Source organism: Methylomonas sp. LL1 (genome assembly GCF_015711015.1).
Taxonomy (GTDB): domain Bacteria; phylum Pseudomonadota; class Gammaproteobacteria; order Methylococcales; family Methylomonadaceae; genus Methylomonas.
In genome coordinates, this window is the sequence record NZ_CP064653.1 from 1,385,742 (window position 1) to 1,403,898 (window position 18,157).

Here is an 18,157-nt window from a genome sequence, read left to right on the forward strand (position 1 = left end):
TTCAGTTATAACTCCAAACGCAAGCACGAGCCCTTTTCCGATCCTTGTAGCCGAACAAAAATCCGGCGCCAATACGGTTTATTGATTCTTGGCCATCGCCTTATTGGGTGCTGGTTTCCACATCCACTTCGACCGGAATTTGATAAATCGACGACAGCTTGCGTCTGAATTCGTCGGTAATCGATTGGGCATCCTGACGGCTATTGACGACGCGCGGCGTGATCAACACCACCAACTCGCTTTTATCCTTGTTGCGCGTGGTGCCACCAAATAACGGACCTATCAACGGGATTTCGTGCAACAAGGGCACGCCGGATCGATTATGGGTATTGTCTTCCTTGATCAAGCCACCCAACACGATCGTTTCGCCACTTTGTATGGCAACGCTACTTTCGATTTCTCGCTTCTGAATTTGGGGGGAATCAATCGTGCTAACCGTGTTTGCGATGGCGTTATTGACGGTTTGCAGTATGTCCATCAATACCAGACCGCCAGCGTTGACACGCGGTCTGATGGATAGATTAATACCGGTGTCTATCATTTGAATTCCGCTGGTCTGCACCACGCTGTCACTGCCGATGGTATTGGTATTGGTCGATTCCGATGTGCGTATAGGCACCGAATCACCGACCTTGATCGAGGCTTCCTGGTTATTCAACACCATCAACGATGGCGATGAAATGACATTGATATTATTGTTGGTGGCGTTGGCTTGCAGCAAGGCTTTGATATCGCCGGAATTACTGGCAAAAGCATAGGAAAAGCCGCCCGTCGCAATACCCGTACCTATATCCTTCAGACTCAGGCCTTTTCCGCCTGAAATCTCATTAACCCCGCCATTGTTGTGGCTAAAAAACCATTGTATGCCATATTCCAAGTCATCTTTTAGCGTGACTTCCACGATCGTCGCATCAATCAACACCTGCAACGGCAACACGTCCAACTGTTTGATTACCCGGTGAATCTTGGCGTACTCCTCGGAATTAGCCACGATCACCAGGGCATTATTGCCTTCGTCGGGTATGATTTTGACATTGGGCATTTCCGCGTTACTGCTTCCGACGCCGCCACTCGTACCGCTGCTACTGCCGCCGCCTCCGGACAACGAACCGCGCGCACTCGATCTGTCCTGCGTTTTATTATCGCTCAGCGTTTTATCCATCCCCGAGTCTTTCGAGCCGCTACTCTGCTTATTCGTCGCCGACAAGGCTTTGCGCCCGGAAGCGATCGACGCCGACTTCGACCGCGATTGGCTGGCGTTACCGAAGATTTGGCCCAGGGTTTCAGCCAAATCCAGCGCGTTGACGTGCTGGGCGCGATAGACATTGACGCCGCCGCCGGCTTCGCTATTGGTCCTATCCAAACGGTAGACCCAACTTTCGATATCCTGTAGGTATTTGGCATTATGCGTAATGGCCAGCACGGCGTTGAGTCGCTCGATTTCGATAAATCTAAAAAAACTGTTTTCATCGGCTTTGTCGCCCGCCGATACCCGGCTAAAAATCTGTTCCAGTTCCTCGATGATTTTGGCGGCGTCCACATGCGCCGGGGTAAACAATGCAAACGAACGCCCTTTCAATACATCGACATCAAAGGTGTTGATCACATCCTGCACCCGGTTTAATTCAGTGCCGGAACCGGCAACCAGCAAGATATTACGGTTCGGATCGACATGCAGCAGCGCATTTTCCGGTAATAGCGGCTTCAGAATCTCGGCAATTTCGGAGGCGGCGACATTGCGAACCGGAATCACCCGAGTCTGATAGCCGGACGGCATGCGGGTGCTGCCCAACGATTTGAATGAACTGCTGTACATCGCCTCATTGGAAGGCTTGATCAAATACATCCCGCCCTCGACCACCAGCGCGGCGTTATTCAGGCTTAACAGCATTTCCAGGGTAGGAATCAAATCGTCCTTGTTCAGCAGGTCGGTCGTTTGCAGAGTCACCTTTCCGCTGACTTGCGGGCTGATCGTGTAATTTTTCCCCAGAATGTCACTCAAAATCACCTTGGCCACTTCGCCGACATCGGCATCGTCGAAGTTCAAGCTATATTCGCCCTTGCCGGCGCTTTTAACCGGTGTGGCGGTTTTAGCGCTTCGTATATTCGATTCATCATTGGCAAAAATCTCCACCTTGGTGGTTTTGCTGGCGCGTTCCTTGTCGCTGTCCGACGGTAAAGCCTGATCTTCTTGAACCGGCGCCGCGCTGGGAAGAGGTAGTTTTTGATGGAGTTGCGGACCAATGTATTCGCAGCCCGCCATTGTCAAGGCCAGCGCCAATACACGCGGTGCTTTGCTGGTTTTAACCGTCATCGTTGTTATTCTCGGAGGGATTGTTGTTATTCGGCACAATAGGTTTTGCCGGCTTAATGGGAGTTGCTGGCTTTTTAGGCGGCGCGGGCGACTTCGCTTGCTCTCGGGGTTTTCTAAGCATAACGGGTTTTTGTTGCGCGCCCTGCTGCAAAACCACCCTGTCGGACAATATTTCCTTCAATTGCCAACCGGAAATCAGCTGATCCTGGTTTAATTTCAAAAACTTCCTAGCTTCGTTTTGTTTCCGAAACAAGGCGGTTGGACGTTTATTTTTAGTATAGGTGCCGATCAATAACCAGTCGTCCAGTTGGCCGGTATCGCTGGTTTCGGCGGTCTCGACCGGCGTTTCGACCAAGGGTCTTCGCCCCTCGATAAACAGAGGCCGCTCGATGATGGCGTTAACGCTATCCGTATTCTGCTTGGGAATGTTCAGCGTGGGTAAGGGCTCGGAGTGATAATCGGTGGGGACGGTCTGATCCATGATCGCTTGCAGGCGGCCGCGGCTAAACTCGGCATAACTCCATTCCGCCAATAGAATCAAGCTCAATACGCCACCCGCCATGATCTGCCCCGTCAGCAACTTACGGTTCATGGCGTCTGCCCCCGCATGAAACTCACTACCTCAAAGCTGACGTTCAATTGCCCGCTGGGTTCGACCTTGTTAGTCGAACGATTACGCGCGCCCCGCACCGGATTAATATCCAGTTGTTCCACGATCAGTACCGGCACGGCTGTCTCTATTGCGTGTAAAACGCCGAGCAAGGCCTCCATGTTGGCCGTCATGCGTACTTTTACCGAGATCCGCAAAAATCCGTCATTCATTTTACCCGGCAAACCCTGGGTACTAGTCAACTGGCCACCGGCATCCGAAACAGCGGTTTTGACGATATTTTGCAACTCGGCCGATGCCAAGGCTTCGGTACTGCTGGTACTAAAATAGCCTTGTTGGGAAAATTGCTGTTTGATAGCTTCCAGGTCCTCGGCTACCCGGCTTTCGCGGCCGGCAATGCTTTGTTGGCGTTGCAGGCGGAACAGTAAATCGTTTTTTTCTTCGTGATAGGCCAATCCGGTTGTAATCAGCGGCAACAGCAGGGCAAAGATGACGGTAAAAACCACCAACAGTAATAAAGCAACCGCCAACCAGCGTTGAAAACGAACATCAGTCACCCTTCACCTCCGCCGCGGCTTCCGGAATCGCTTCCGGCGGCGACTGCTCCGAGTTCGATTGATCGTTACTGTTAGCGTCGTCCCCCGTATTTGCCGACTCAGCGGCGATTGTAACCGGCATGCTGACATCGGAACTAATCTGAAACCGTTCACGGCCGGTGGTTTTATCTTGGGTCAGCGGCGACACAAAACTGACTTTACTAAAAAATGCCGAACCTTCCAGCAGGCTGATCAGGGCCGAAGCCGCCGGCGACTGTCCCTGAATCTGCAGATGTTTATTGGAATATTGCAAATGCGTCAGCCAGGTATCATCCTTGAGCAAGCTGCTTAGTTCAGCCAACACGCCCAACAATGCCGGCGACTGATCCTTGATGTCGATCAATTTTTGCGTTTCGCCGCGCAAGGCATCGATTTCCCGTTGTTGAGCCTCGACCAACCGGGTTTGCTTTTCCAGTTGTTTGATCCGGCTCTTAAGGCTGTCAACCGCCCGCCCCTCCAACCAGACCGGCCCGACCAAAGCCGCAATGGTCAATAACAACAAGATGCCGCTCAATAGCCAATGTATGGATTGGTTTAATCTGGAACCGCGCTGACGATAACGCTCCGGCAATAAATTATAGGCATCGCGGATTTGCGGAAACTCGGAAACCGTGGCCTGATAGTCGACCCGGTGAGGAGGTACCGCCAAAGCCTCCATCGCCGCCAACTGTTGGTCGAGAAAGTTTTTGGGTACTACAATCAATAACACCCGGATTTGGCCTTGCTCGGTTTTCCCCAGCACCACGGCGCTGAAATAAACCTGTTCCGGCTTGAAAGGCGTGTAGCGGTCCAGCTCAAAACCGACAACCTGTTGCAGGTTTTCCTGGGCGGCGGCCGGCAAAAAAATCACTCTCTGCAAGGCATGCTCGCTCGCCAGACGCAGCACAACCTCCGTTTTTTCAATAGCGGGATATTGGTTTTTTAATTGTTGATAGCCGGCGGTATCGGCCGAGGCTATGGACTTTTGCGCGATGAGCTTATCATCGTCAAAAAATTCCAGTAGATACCCTTGCCGCGATGGCGAAATAATCAGATAACCCTGGCGGTCACGCAGGCGGCGGCGCAATCCGCTAGGCACCAGAAAGGCGAGTTCCCCGCCCCACCAGTGAAAAAACTTTTTCAGATCAAATTCTATCGTCGTATCTAAATTCATCTTGAATTGTGATTATCGAGTTTTCCATTTCTTCATCAAATAGCGACAGACCCGTTAAATTTTGTTTCCAATCCAGTGTTTCAAAGGGTAATGGGTTTTCAATACCTTGGCTTTTTACAACCGCCTCCAGGCCGGAGGCGGCCTCATCATGCAACCTGGCTTCGGCAATAATGGTAAACGCTTGATTTTCGCCGATAGCCGACTGCTCCGAATCCATTATATCGCTATCCGGATTATTCACGGCATCCAGATGCTGTTGCAGGGATGCATCCTGAATATTGCGTTGTTTTAGGTCTTCAGCCAGGATAGCCAATAACTCGGGCGAGGCCTGGTCTTGGTTGACTTGCGCTTGGCCTGAGTAGACGGTAATCCAGGGCTGGATCGCGTTAAAAATCCGTTCGGTCATCCCCAAAACCAGCTGCAATTCTTCCAGGCTTTGAAAACCACTGTTTGCCGGCCCATAACTCAAACCGGCCTGCTGATATTGCCTTCTTTCAGCGCCCTGGGTTCGGGTGTCGTCGTCGGCATCGCGCCAATCCAGTATTGCGTTCAACAATTGCCGTTGTTGCCAGTCATCGTCGACCGCCGATTTTAACACGGCCGCCAATAGCGCTTCGTCGGCCGCGTTGATATCGACTTTGCCTGATTCCGAGAAAATGCGGATCCGGATTTCGCTTTCCTCCCGCTCCAACCGATAGACCGAGCCATTGGCAAGCCAACGCTGACGCGGATCGGGTTGAGTCAACATGAATTCGGCCAGCATAATACCGCTTTCCGCCAAGGCCTGCGCCTCGGCATTGTTTTTGATCGCCGAACTGACACTGGTCTCGCGGCGCATACTCATCGCAAAACTGCCGGCCATTAAACTCAGCAAGGTCAAAATCCAGATCACGATTACCAGCGCCATGCCGCCTTGGTTGCGGGATTTGGACCGTTGCGGCTTATGGATTTTCGGCGACATCGGCTTGTTCCGTAACACTTTCCGCAGTGTGCGCCTGAGTGATTTTTACCGGAAACACCATCTCCGGCCAATAACTACCATCCTCCAGACTAATCGACACCTTGATCAGACCCGGCAGCCTGTCGGCGATGGTCCATTCATCGCGCCATTGCTGCTCGGCGATGTCCTCGGTTTTTCCGAAATAGGAAAACTTCAATTGGGCGATGTTTTCCAATAACACCACCGGTTCCTCGGCCTTGGGATCATCGTCGCTTAGCCGGTAGGGGCTTAATCTAACTCTCAAGCTTGAGGACTTGGCGGGATCGAGTTCGAGCTCGAATACCTGAATCCCCTTGCGCGCCGAGCTGGCCGGCAAAGCTCCGGCAAATCTGAGGCTTTGATTGAAACCTTGAAAAACTTGTTGCGAACCGGTCTCGAAATTTTGCTCGGTATCCAGCGAAGGCAGCGGCCGGATCGCAGTCAAATGGCGCTTGAAAAATTGGTACACCACCGCCTTTTTATTGACTTCGGCAATTTTGTTTTCACCGGCATTCCAACTTTCGGCGGCGACTTTCAAGCTGCTGAATAGTAACACCACCATGACACCCAACAGCGTCATGGCAATCAGCACCTCAATCAAGGTGAAACCGTTACGGCGGGCAATCCTCACAATTCCGGCTCCCGAAACAATTTCAAGCTATTGAGTTCCAGCGAGCGTTGCCGGGTATCTTGTTCGCCCCAACTGACCCGCACCGTAACGGCCAGCAATTGCAGATCGGGTTGGGATTGTTGCTGTTGGGATTGAAAGCGTTCGGCCGTGGCCTGTTGCCGCGTTACCGGGCGGATACTGACCAACCAATCGAATTTTTCGGCCTCGGTGCCGGAGGTTTCGCCGATTTGCAACGGCGTTTCCACGCCGGTTCTGGCCATCAGGGATTCCGCGATTTGCACCGCTATCGTATAGTCCTCCGACAGCACCGCGGCATTGACCCCGGAGCCGAAAATCCGCAACACGATAGTCAATGCCACCGCCATGATGGCAAAGGCCACCAGGATTTCCAGCAATGAAAAGCCCTTATGCCGCCGCATCGGAAATGGCTACTTCGCCGGTGATCCAGTTGACATCGATACGGCGTAACTGCGAACCCCATTCCAACGTAATCCGTCCGCCGGTCGAGGAACCATCGCCGAAGAAACGTATGCTGCCTTCCTCGTCGTCGGCAAACTCCTCTTCCGCCACCACCAGCGAAATATCGATTTCGTGGTTCAGATGGTAGATTTTGTCGCGATTGCTGATGCTATAACTGTTATAGCCCAGATTGACCGCCACGCTGACCGGTTTGCGGGTCATCAAGGCTTGGCCATGCGCATAACGCAAGGCCGAAGCAATATCCCGCGCCGCCGCCTGCAAACGGGTGGTTTGATTGCCGGAGGAAATATTGGTGCCGACTGCTGCAAATCCCAGTACGCTAATCAGCAATACGATGATCAACTCCAGCAGGGTAAAGCCTTGGGCGGTTTTAGCGGCAAACCTCACAACGGCTCACTCCCAGCTATTGATATCCTGCTCCTCGCCCTCGCCGCCTTCTTTTTCATCGGCGCCATAACTGAATAAATCGAAACTGCCGTGCTGGCCCGGATAAACATAATGATAATCCTGCAGCCAAGGATCCTGCGGGACTTTTTCCTTGCGCAAATACGGGCCGTTCCAGCGCTTGGCATCGTTCGGCTTTTGGATCAGCGCATCCAGCCCTTGCTGCTGGGTCGGGTAACGTCCCTCGTCCAGTTTATACATATCCAGCGCCGCCGCCAGATCCTCGATCTGAACCTTGGCGGCCTTGGTTTTGGATGCCCCCATGTGCTTCATCACCTGCGGACCGACGATGCCGGCCAGCAAGGCAATAATTCCCAAAACCACCAACAGTTCCAACAAGGTAAAACCGTCGGAACGGCGTAAAGAATGTTTCATGTGTTTCCTCCGTTAAATGGCAAGATCGTTGACGCTCAATATCGCTAACAAAATCGAGACGATGATACCGGCAATCATCAGCCCCAACGAAATAATCAAAGCCGGTTCCAGCAAAGCCAGCATGCGCTGAATCGTGGTTTTCAGTTGTTTATCGTAAATAAGCGCGACCCGCAGCAACATTTCCTCCAGCCGCCCGGTTTCCTCGCCCATTTTAATCATTTGCACCGCCAGTTTGGGAAACAGGTTTTGTTGGCCCAAGGCTTCGGACATGGTGCGCCCTTGTTTCAATTGTTCTTCGGCATGCGCCAGCAAATCGGACAGCACGCTATTGGTCACTGTCTCGCGCACGATACCCAGTGATTTCAAAATCGACACGCCATTGCCCAGCAAGGTACCGAAGGTGCGGCTGAAATTGGCGGTTTCCAGGTTAATCACGATCTCGCCGAACAAAGGCAAAGTCAAAAAACGTTGATCCCAGGCTTTTTTACTGACCGGATTCGACAGTTGCGATTTCATGAACTGCACGGCGCCCAGCACCGACAACAGTATCAACCACCAATAACCTTGTAAAAAGTCCGCCAGCCCTACCACGATTTGGGTCGGTACCGGCAGCGACTGGCCGGCGCTATCGAACATCTCCTTGAATTGCGGTACCACGAATGTCAGCATCACGAACAACGACGCCAGCGACATCACCAGCAAAATGACCGGATAGATCAAGGCGGTGCTGACCGTGTCCTTCAGCTCCTGGGTGCGCTCCATGTAATCGGCCAAGCGCTGCAACACCCCGCCTAGATTGCCGCCCATTTCCCCGGCCCGGATCATGTTCAAATAAAACTTGGAAAACACCCCGCTTTGGCTTTCCAACGCATCGGCCAGGGCCTTGCCGGCCTTCACCTTCTCCAACACATTCGCCACCAGTTTATTCAGCTTGGGATTTTCCTCGGTCAATTGCAGCAAAATGGTCAACGACCTGTCCAACGGTAAACCCGATTCCAGCAAGGTGGCCAGTTCGCCGGTCAGCATGCCGATTTGCTTATGCGACAAATGCACGGCGGCCGATTTACGCCTGAAACCGAGAAAGGTTTTTTCCTTGGCCGGTTCGATCCGAATCGGAATCAAACCCTGGTTTTGCAGCTCCAACAACAAAGTCCGTTCATCGCTGGCATCGCGCACGCCCTCCTCCGTTAAACCCTGATTATTGACAACTTTATAAGAAAATAATGGCATGGAGTCGTTAGTTGAATGAAGTTGGGCCGTGATACGGGATTGAAATATCGGCCGTCGGCTACGTCGAATTGAAACCAATTATACAGTTTGTCCGCCCGGTCGAACCAGCCATCGAAATCGGTGACACCGGCCACTAACCGCGGGTACAATTACGGCCCGAATTCTTGGCCCGGTATAGCATACGATCCGCTTCGTCCAACAACGCCGACGGCATTTGATCCTGGCCAGGGGTCATCGCGGCGTAACCGACGCTAATCGTGACCCAGCATGAAACGCCGGAGCCGGCATGGCTCATTTGCTCGGACTCGATGCGAAGGCGTAACTGTTCGGCAACCCGCCGCGCGCCATCGATATCGGTTTCGGGCATCAGTATCACAAATTCTTCACCGCCGTATCGCGCCACCAGATCGCAAGGCCTGCTGACCATCGCGCTCAACAGCGCCGCCACCTGCTTCAGACAGGTATCGCCGGCTCCATGTCCATAACAGTCGTTATAGGCCTTGAAATAATCGACATCCACCATGATCATCGCCAGTGGAAAATGACTGCGTTGCGCGCGCTTCCATTCGATTTCCAGCATCTGATCGAATCGCCGGCGGTTGGGCACATCGGTCAAACCGTCTATCCAAGCCATCGCCTCCAGCCTATCGGCCATCTGCTTCAGCCGTATATGATTGCGTATCCTGGCCTTGACCACGGGCAGGTAAAACGGCTTGGTGATGTAATCCAGGGCACCCAGATTGAGACCACGCTCTTCGTCGCCGCCGCCATTCAGCGCGGTGACGAATATCACCGGGATAGCACTGGTTTGCGGGTCGTTTTTCAGGCGGCGGCAGAGTTCGTAACCGTCCATATCCGGCATCATCACATCCAACAAAATCAAGTCCGGCAAGCCCTGCCGGGCGATTGCCTCCAACGCGGCCTCGCCGCTGGCCGCCACTTTAACCCGATAATCCTGAATCAAATTTTCCGCCAATACCTGAATGTTGGTGGGCGTATCATCGACGATCAAGATCAGTGGTTTGGTGGTTTCGATAGTCATGCCGATCCGCTCTCTAAATGCCGCGCGATGGTGGTTTCCAACTCGTCCAAGGTCCCGCGCGCGTTCCGGTAGTCGATATTGCCGACCTGTTTTTCTATTTTATGCAGCAACCGCAAGCCGTTCCCGCCGGGCAAGGCCTTTTTCAAACGTTCCATCAGCTCGCCAGGCACGAAATCACTGCCGTCCAATAATGCGCGCAATTGGCCGACGAGATGGCCGGCCACGAGCCAATCATGGGTGTCGCCGTTGGCGTCCTCGGCCGAATCCTGGCGGCACAGCCTAGCAGAGTTTCGCAGCATGTCGTCCAAACTGCGTTCGAAGGCCTCGCGTTCTTGGTCTTGCGCCCCCAGGTGAAGACTGTCCTCCAGTCTTGCGGCGGCCCGACTCAGCTCGACGGCGCCGATCACGCCGGCCGCGCCTTTCAAATCATGTAGCCACGCCCCCGCCTGCTCGACTTTTCCTTCCGCGAAGAGTCGATTCAATTGTGCCGCCGAGTCGAAAAACTTCTCGTGGAAGCGTTTGAGCAGACTTTTAAGTTTGCCGCAATCCTCGCCTAGCGTAAGCCGGATGTAATCAAGGTCAAAACCGGGTAGTTCGGCGGGTAATGGAGAGATGATCTCGCCGCCAAGCGGCGCGGACCCGGCCGTAATCGCTTGCCCACGCGGCTTGATGCAGCGAACCAAGGTAGTGATCAAGGTTCGCGGCAAAACGGGCTTGCCGACATGATCGTTCATGCCCGCCGCATAGCAATCGTCACGCTCCCTGTCTTGTACGGCGGCGGTCATCGCGATAATCGGCAAGTCGGCAAAACGGGCATCCAACCGAATGGCGCGGGCGGCTTCGATACCGCCCATCTCGGGCATTTGCAGATCCATTAGCACCGCATCGAACGTGGACTTGCGCACCGCTTCCACGCCCTCTCGACCGTTATTGGCCACGGTGACGCTCAGTCCGGCACCCTCCAGATATTCGCGGGCCACAATCTGATTGATTTCATTATCCTCCACCAACAATATGCGCGCCCCGCGTATCGGCGCCGCCATCACAGCCAGCCCTGGCCGGGCTTGCTCGTCGGTTCGAAAGATCGCGCCGCCCTGCAGACGCGTCAATGCATCCAACAGCATGGAAGGCATCACTGGTTTTACCAGAATATCGTCCGGTGTTGCATCGCCCGCGGCACTCAGTAATCTTTCACGACTGAACGCCGTCACCATGATGACCACCGGCGCGTGGCGAATTTCCGCCCTGCGCACCATGCTCCTGATCTCGCGGGTGACCTGAACCCCGTCCAAGCCCGGCATCTTCCAGTCCAGCAGCACCAATTCGAAATCCCGACCGGAATCATTGGCCGATTTCAGGCACGCCAGCGCATCCTCGCCGGTAGCCGCCTCCTCAACTTGAAATCCCCAGGTCCGCATAATGTCCCGCAACATTTGCCGTGAAATGTCAAGATCGTCGACGATCAATACTCGCATGGTTTGCAAATGCGCGAAGACCGGCCCGCATTTGCGCTGCTCCGGGAAAGGCAGCATCAAGCTGAATTCGAATAGGCTGCCTTCGCCGGCTTGGCTTTGCACGCTCAATTCCCCGCCCATCATTTCCACTAGCCGCTTACTGATGGCCAGGCCGAGGCCGGTGCCGCCGAAACGGCGAGTAATCGAGCCGTCGGCTTGAGTGAAAGCTTGAAACAGATGGTTAACCTGCTCCGGCGTCATGCCGATACCACTGTCACGCACCGAAAAATTCAGGGTCGCACAATCGTCGGTGGCTGCCAGCCGCGAAACCTTGATATGGATTTGCCCGGACTCGGTAAACTTGACCGCATTACCGACCAGATTATTCAGTATCTGCCCCAGGCGCAGCGCATCGCCGATCAAGCGCGGCGGAGCGGCGGGATCTAACTCCAGCACTACCTCCAGACCTTTTTCCTCCGCACGGACAATAAACAGGTTCAGCACGTTTTCCAGCATTTCCTCCAGGCCGAACACTTCGTTGGCTAATTCCATCCGCCCGGCTTCGACTTTGGAATAATCCAGAATATCGTTAGTGATCGCCAACAGCGCCAGCGACGAAGTGTGTATTTTATGCAGATAATCGCTCAGCTTGGCCGGCGGCTGACTGTTTAACGCCAGGTCGGATAGTCCGATGATTGCGTTCATCGGCGTGCGGATTTCATGGCTCATATTAGCCAAAAACATACCCTTGGATAGCGCGGCGGCCTCCGCCTGCTCCTTGGCCAACTGCAGTTCGGTGGTCCGTTGCGCCACCTCGAGTTCCAGACAGTCGCGGTGGACGGTCAAATTCTGCTCCCTTGTTTGAATCTCGCCCAACATGGCATTAAAGGCCCGCACTAGGTCGCTGATTTCGTCCTTGCCGCGCGGAACCACCCGGAGCGCGTAATTTTTATCTTCCGCGACTCTGCGGGCGGCTTCGGCCAAATCCTCTATCGGCCGGGAGATGATGCGCTGCAGACGTATAGCCAGCAGATAAACCATAATCAGCGCCAAACCGGCGGCCCCCAACCCCTTGCCCAGGTCGGCCAGCTGATCGTTCCAATGCGCGGTGAAATCGGCTTGCAGCAACACATAACCGATCAACTCGGTATTCTTGATGACCGGAGTAAACAGCTCCGCGCTCCGACCCCAGAAATCGGTGCGCAGCTCGCGATAGGGCTGTCGGTGATAAGTGGGCATGGCAGCATCCCGCCCCGCCCGACTCCAGGAAGATAACGCCGAGCCATCGGCGGATACCATCCAGGCCGAAACGATTTCCGGATGTTCCTTCAGCGCTTCCAGCAACCGCCGCGCCTCGGCCTGATCGGAAAACACCAGCGCGGCCTGGCCGTTTTCCGCTAACACATCGGCCATGCTGGCCAATTCGCTCAACGCATCCTGATTGCGGCTGTAGGCGGAACTGACCACCATCACCGATAAACTGACCGATAAACAGGCCGCGCAGCTCAACATGATGATAGACACCAGTTTCCGGCGTAACGACCAATTTGAAAAACCGGATATGGCGTGCAATGAACTATCTCCCGTATACATAAAATGCGATATTCAACAATTGACCCGGCACATGCAGTCCGGCGTTACGGATAGCCTCCAGATTGACTTCGAACACCACCTTGTTTTCGCGAAACAACAAGCCGATGCCGCCGCCCTTTTCGGCAAAATCGCCGATATCCGACAAGGTCAGGACCGGGGCGTTGCCCAAGGCCTTCAGGGTCATCACGAACCGCTGTTGCTCCGAACTACCGAGAAACAGCAGGTGGCAACCGCTCGGATCGAACGTGTCGTGGCTGTGTTGCACAACCCGTAATTCACGCTCGCCCGCCTTACGGCCATCCAGTGCCCGCAGCGCGCCGTCCAGCTCGTCGTTACCGACCTTGCACAACACGATTTCGGCGCCGGCCGGCAGGCTCTCGGCCGGCCACTCGACGAATTTGGCGAAATTGTAAAGATAAGCGGCCTTGATCTGGCCTTCAGATAAACCATCCGCCGATAAGGCTCGGCAAAACAGCAACAAACCCGGCAAAATCAAGCTAAGCGGTCGGCCGTGGCTCAACAGCGCCATAGCAGCTCTTATCCCGCGCGAGCGAGCTTCGCCGCTAATGCCAAGCGCGCGCGCCACTATCGGATAACCTTGGCATTTTCGGTAAGGCTTCATTTAATGGGTATAAAACTGGACAGACTAGTCATTGCTCGAGAGCTAAAAATGAACATGCGACGATTATGGCAACGGTTGCTGTCGAAACAGGCAGGGACAAGCGAGGGGATTTTTTGAATAAGTCAAACGCTCATGATTTAGCGCGGCGCAGCCATGCCATATGAACGCCCATCCGCTGTCAAGCCGAACCATAAACTGAAGTTTCGCCGAAACCGCGCTGGACCAATTCGAGGACGGGGCTAACCGACGATCCGCGGACAAGGGCAATAGCCGTTGAGCTCCACATAGGCTTTGCCGGATACACTACCGCCAACACCGCATGCACCTTCCCAATAAACCGGTCCGACCCAGATATGGTGTTTGGCGCGTAATTCCTGGTCCTTCAGCAAAGGTTGTACCGTGAATTTTTCGCCGCGAACCTCCACTTCCCAGCCTGATGGGTAGGTGCAACCGGTATGCGGACTGGTCCATTCCTCAAGCACCGTCACCTGAAAATCTTGGGCGTTCAACTGGACGGTAATGCCGGCTGCATCGGTGATCGAACCCGATTTTTCCACCGAAGAATCGCTACCTTTAAAATCGAATAGCATGATCTGCCGGTTGTCGTCCAGTTCGACGGCGAACCACTGCCAACCTTGCAAGATGGCCTGATACAGCTCGCCGTATTGACGATCGAACCAACTGCTGCCGCTGACCTTCAATGTTTCGCCGCCAACCGTCAGCGTACCGCTGGTTTCCATCTTGGGCCGCGAATAATAATAGCTATAGCCGCCGAAACGATAGGGATGGGCATCGCCACCGTAATGCAAGACCGGCGGTTTGGTGGCCTTTAGCTCAATATCCAGTAGGTAATCGCCGACTTGGGCATGCAAGCGGTCATGGCCGTTACCGCCAACGGCGGTGACTTTGTCGCCGTAACCGGATTTTAGATCGAAACCGTTCCTGCCGCGATTAGGCAGCTTGAATTCGACGTACTCGTCGAAGGAAAAACGTTGGCCGTCGACATCGGTTATGGCGGCTTGCACCAGTTGGTCGCGCATGAACAAAAAACTGTCGAAGGCGAAGAACACCACTTCGAAACCGAAACGGCGGCCGTCCTCGGCCTGTAAGTGTCCGGTCCAATACCACCACTGCACCTGCTCCGTCGGTAAAAAAGCATCCATTTCCGGTAAGTTAACCGGCCCGATCAAGCCTCGCCTAGGCATGAACTGATAATAAATCACCACGGCGATCAGCAACGCCCAGGGTAGAAATGGCGGAATCAATAAGCTGATGACAATCAAAACCCCGGCAATGATCCAGGGCAGTTTTTTCCAGAGTTTACTCATTGTCGAGACTCACAAGGGTTGAAAAATCAAAAACGCCAATCGATCTTGCCGTAGATCGAACGCGGGACTTCCGCGCTAAAGTCATATAGCGATATCGCGGTCACTTCCCGATATTCCAAATGTTGCGGCGAGAACAGATTTTGGGCGACGACGGACAATTCGATGCCGGAATAAGGTTGATAAGCAAGCCGGGCGTCGAAAGTCGTGTAAGCCGGAACCGACTGGCCGACCGCGTTCAAGCGGCCGACATGTCGCAAGGTAAGATCGAGCTTAGTCTGCCGGTTCATATCCAACTGCCAACGTAGGGAGCAGTGATGCCTAGGACTTAGCCCGGCCGTGTCCGGATTAGCCGGATCGTAGGGCTTTTCGATCTTCAAATGGCTGTAGTTGCCGGTAAACCGCATCCAATCAAAAACCTGCCAGTCTGAGGAAAGCTCTATGCCGCGGGTAGTGACTTCGCTGGTGTTGTTGTACCAAAGCATGGGTTGCGTCAGTGTCGCGAAATCAAACTGGCCTTGGCGAAACATGATCAGGTCGGTGTAGTGATTGCTGAACGCGGTAATATCGGTGGAGAATTGGCTAGTCCATTGGGTCCGGTAGCCGATTTCGGCGGCAAATACTTTTTCCGCCTTCAAATCGGGATTGGGTAACGCCCGAACTTGAACCCGGTCGAAGGGCGCCGGGAAGCCGGTCGGTGCCGTGCCGAGAGCGATGTTTGATTGTGCCTCGCCTCGCGACGGGGTACGGGCAGCCCTGGAAACCGATGCCCAGATCGAATGCTGGTCGTTAGGCGTCCACAGTAACCTGGCATTGGGCTGAACCTGGGTGTTGCCGAAATGGCTTTCCTCGAGTTTGGTGCCCAACGTCAGCCGCAAGGTGTCGTCTATCAGTGTGATGTCGTCCTGCACGAACACACTGCCGTTGTGATAACCGAGGCTTTCGGGTGTATAGGCAATCGCGGAAGTGTTGCCGGCGGCATTGTGAATGAAGCGGTAACTGGCGCCCCATAGCAGGTCGTGGTTGGAGCTGGGATGCAGGCGGTGTTGGAAGTCGATATCGAACATATCCTGGTCGTCCGACAAGGCCGGCGCGCTAAAGCTGACCCGGTCATAATAGCCCTGCAGTTTAAATTCGGAACCATCGCCGAGATTGCCTTCCCAGCGCGCCAGCAAATTGGCGCCGTCGGCATGTTCATCGACGTTGTACCAGGTATTGAAAGGTGGAGCGACGGTTACCGGTCCAACGGTATTGCCGACGGTTTTCCGATAGACATCGCCTTGCACGGTAAAACGATGATCGCTGGATATACGCTCATCGATTCGAAATCCGCCCTGTACAGAGCGCCAGTCGTCATGCAACCTTTCTCCCGAGGAACCAACATAGGCCTTCCGTTCGAAAGTCTTGGCATAAACCCGGTAACTGCCATCGTCGCTTATTTGGCCGCCGTGCCGATAGCCGGCAAAACCTTGTTCCTGATTGCCGCCGCCGGCCACCAACAGATTGCCCTGAGTATCCTTGGCTTTCTTGGTAATGATGTTGATGACGCCGTTGACCGCATTGGCGCCCCACATCACCGCCCCGGGTCCGCGTATCACCTCGATACGCTCGATGTCTTCCATCATCGTATCCTGTAAATTCCAGAACACACCGGAAAACAACGGTGTATAAATCGTGCGGCCGTCCATCAGCACCAGCAATTTGTTGGCATATTTACCGTTGAAGCCACGGGCGGTGATGGCCCAAGCACTCGAGTTGATTTTCGCCACTTCTATACCGGGGGCTAAGCGCAATGCTTCCGGTATGGAAGTGGCGCCGGAACGGCGAATGTCGTCTTGGCTGATCACAAAAGCCGCGGCGGCGGTATCCGATAAGGTCTGAGATTTTCTGGAAGCGGACGAAACTTCCATTTGCATCAGGTCGTTGATCGATAAATCTTCAATGTCCGGCGTTGGCTCGCCGGCTGCCACGCCGCCAACAAAACCGATATTAAACGTAACCGATAAAACCAAGAAAGCCAGTGGGGTTGGCGCTTGCCCGTGAAACCGGCAATTTAACCGCATCGTTGATTCCATTTTTTTTAATTATTATTTGAAAAGAAGAAGGGCAATTACTTGGCTAAACCGGCGATATTCTCACAATAAACCTTGTTCAAGCTAGTCCCTCGGACCGAGAAATGCATGGCCGGCGAACACTACAAAACTCATGAAATTAATAAAAAATGGCCACTATTTGCCAGTAAAAACCCTATGAATTCACGGGCGTTTTGTCATTAACCAGAAAATCCGGCATTTCTCCAGGCTTATTCATGGATATATTTGCTGTTGTGAGCAGCCTCCAGGGTTAAAGGCTTTTCCAGGCCAAACAGTATAGCCCAGCAATTCCATAAATAAAGTATGGTAAACCTGTTTGAATATTCCCCTTAAATGTCGGCGCCAACCTCCGAACGGACGGAATAAATAGGATAACAACAGGCTTTGGCTTATAACGAAAATCACTTTGTTCTTTTATAGTTCTTAATGTAGCTTTACAATAACCCAGCAAGAACAAAACAAAAACTTAAACCAGAGACAAACTCCATGCCACCCTTGACCCGCAAGCAACACGAAATCATCGACTTTTTATTGCATAACCAACATAACTTTGCCCATCCGCCTTCGCTGGACCAATTATGCGTTGCATTGGGTTTGAAATCACGTGGTTCGCTGCACCGGATTATCCAGGATTTGATTGAAGCCGGCTTGATTGAGGCAATGGATAGGAAACACCGCGGCGTACGCCTGACCGAAAAAGCCCAACAGACTAGACAAGCGCCAATGTCGACGGCAAACAGCTTGCGTTATGTCGGCGTAATCGCGGCCGGCAAACCGATTGAGGCAATCGAAGACTTGGCCTACATGTCGGTTCCCGATGAGATCAAAACCGAAAAGTCCTGTTATGTACTTAAAGTCAAAGGTGATTCGATGATAGAGGAAGGCATTTTTGATGGCGACTGGGTGGTGATCGAGCAACGCTGCCATGCCCGTAACGGTGAAATTGTAGTGGCCTTGGTCGACAAGAGCGAAGCAACTTTAAAATTCATCGAGCAATACCCGCATGAAACCTTGCTGATCCCGGCCAACTCGGCCATGCCGGCCATGCGCTATCAACCGTCGCGGGTTGAAATTCAGGGCGTGCTGGTCGGACAAATGCGAAGTTATCGGCGCCCTTCCTAGGCTATTCTTGAGAAAGCTTGTACCCAGTGCCGATGCCAAAACTATCGTTTGCCTAGCGGAGTCGTTCGTTGAGCGGAACCGAAGCGAGAAGTCG

The 18,157-nt window shown here is 53.6% G+C and carries 16 protein-coding genes; 1 reads left to right on the forward strand and 15 read right to left on the reverse strand.

Annotated features, from left to right (window positions below; genetic code table 11):
• Nucleotides 1–100: 100 nt before the first annotated feature.
• The 15 genes from gspD to IVG45_RS06800 form a co-directional block, all read right to left on the reverse strand.
• Nucleotides 101–2,314, reverse strand: coding sequence for a type II secretion system secretin GspD (gspD, locus tag IVG45_RS06730; RefSeq protein ID WP_196437092.1), 2,214 nt, complete (start codon nt 2,312–2,314; stop codon nt 101–103).
• A complete protein-coding gene (locus tag IVG45_RS06735) occupies nt 2,304–2,906 on the reverse strand; it encodes a hypothetical protein (RefSeq protein ID WP_196437093.1) in 603 nt (200 codons plus the stop codon). Before IVG45_RS06735 ends, gspD begins: the two co-directional genes overlap by 11 nt.
• The gene (gene gspM, locus IVG45_RS06740) at nt 2,903–3,481 is read right to left on the reverse strand and encodes a type II secretion system protein GspM (RefSeq protein ID WP_196437094.1); all 579 of its coding nucleotides are present in this window, start codon (nt 3,479–3,481) and stop codon (nt 2,903–2,905) included. The genes IVG45_RS06735 and gspM overlap by 4 nt, the downstream gene beginning before the upstream one ends.
• On the reverse strand, nt 3,474–4,673 hold the full coding sequence (locus tag IVG45_RS06745; protein ID WP_196437095.1) for a PilN domain-containing protein: 1,200 nt from the start codon (nt 4,671–4,673) through the stop codon (nt 3,474–3,476). The genes gspM and IVG45_RS06745 overlap by 8 nt, the downstream gene beginning before the upstream one ends.
• Nucleotides 4,645–5,634, reverse strand: a complete 990-nt coding sequence (locus tag IVG45_RS06750; RefSeq protein WP_196437096.1) for a general secretion pathway protein GspK — start codon at nt 5,632–5,634, stop codon at nt 4,645–4,647. The genes IVG45_RS06745 and IVG45_RS06750 overlap by 29 nt, the downstream gene beginning before the upstream one ends.
• Nucleotides 5,615–6,283: a prepilin-type N-terminal cleavage/methylation domain-containing protein gene (locus tag IVG45_RS06755; protein ID WP_196437097.1), complete on the reverse strand. Its 669-nt coding sequence runs from the start codon at nt 6,281–6,283 to the stop codon at nt 5,615–5,617. Before IVG45_RS06755 ends, IVG45_RS06750 begins: the two co-directional genes overlap by 20 nt.
• Nucleotides 6,280–6,702, reverse strand: coding sequence for a type IV pilus modification PilV family protein (locus tag IVG45_RS06760; protein ID WP_196437098.1), 423 nt, complete (start codon nt 6,700–6,702; stop codon nt 6,280–6,282). The genes IVG45_RS06755 and IVG45_RS06760 overlap by 4 nt, the downstream gene beginning before the upstream one ends.
• Nucleotides 6,689–7,150, reverse strand: a complete 462-nt coding sequence (locus IVG45_RS06765; RefSeq protein ID WP_230874781.1) for a GspH/FimT family protein — start codon at nt 7,148–7,150, stop codon at nt 6,689–6,691. The genes IVG45_RS06760 and IVG45_RS06765 overlap by 14 nt, the downstream gene beginning before the upstream one ends.
• 6 nt (nt 7,151–7,156) lie before the next feature.
• Entirely contained in the window at nt 7,157–7,582 is a 426-nt protein-coding gene (gene gspG, locus IVG45_RS06770) for a type II secretion system major pseudopilin GspG (protein ID WP_196437099.1), read from the reverse strand.
• 12 nt (nt 7,583–7,594) lie between these two features.
• Complete coding sequence (locus tag IVG45_RS06775; protein ID WP_196437100.1) at nt 7,595–8,812, reverse strand: type II secretion system F family protein; 1,218 nt, start codon at nt 8,810–8,812, stop codon at nt 7,595–7,597.
• A 133-nt stretch (nt 8,813–8,945) separates the two neighbouring features.
• The gene (locus IVG45_RS06780; RefSeq protein ID WP_196437101.1) at nt 8,946–9,854 is read right to left on the reverse strand and encodes a diguanylate cyclase; all 909 of its coding nucleotides are present in this window, start codon (nt 9,852–9,854) and stop codon (nt 8,946–8,948) included.
• Nucleotides 9,851–12,880, reverse strand: coding sequence for a response regulator (locus tag IVG45_RS06785; protein WP_230874782.1), 3,030 nt, complete (start codon nt 12,878–12,880; stop codon nt 9,851–9,853). The genes IVG45_RS06780 and IVG45_RS06785 overlap by 4 nt, the downstream gene beginning before the upstream one ends.
• A gap of 4 nt (nt 12,881–12,884) precedes the next feature.
• Nucleotides 12,885–13,523: a YfiR family protein gene (locus IVG45_RS06790; RefSeq protein WP_230874783.1), complete on the reverse strand. Its 639-nt coding sequence runs from the start codon at nt 13,521–13,523 to the stop codon at nt 12,885–12,887.
• A gap of 239 nt (nt 13,524–13,762) precedes the next feature.
• Nucleotides 13,763–14,851, reverse strand: a complete 1,089-nt coding sequence (locus IVG45_RS06795) for a lipocalin family protein (protein WP_196437103.1) — start codon at nt 14,849–14,851, stop codon at nt 13,763–13,765.
• Between the two features lie 26 nt (nt 14,852–14,877).
• Nucleotides 14,878–16,911 (reverse strand): TonB-dependent receptor plug domain-containing protein, encoded by a 2,034-nt coding sequence (locus IVG45_RS06800; protein WP_196437104.1) that lies wholly within the window; start codon nt 16,909–16,911, stop codon nt 14,878–14,880.
• Nucleotides 16,912–17,427: 516 nt separating this feature from the next.
• Here IVG45_RS06800 and lexA point away from each other — a divergent pair.
• Entirely contained in the window at nt 17,428–18,063 is a 636-nt protein-coding gene (lexA, locus tag IVG45_RS06805) for a transcriptional repressor LexA (RefSeq protein ID WP_196437105.1), read from the forward strand.
• Nucleotides 18,064–18,157: the final 94 nt, after the last annotated feature.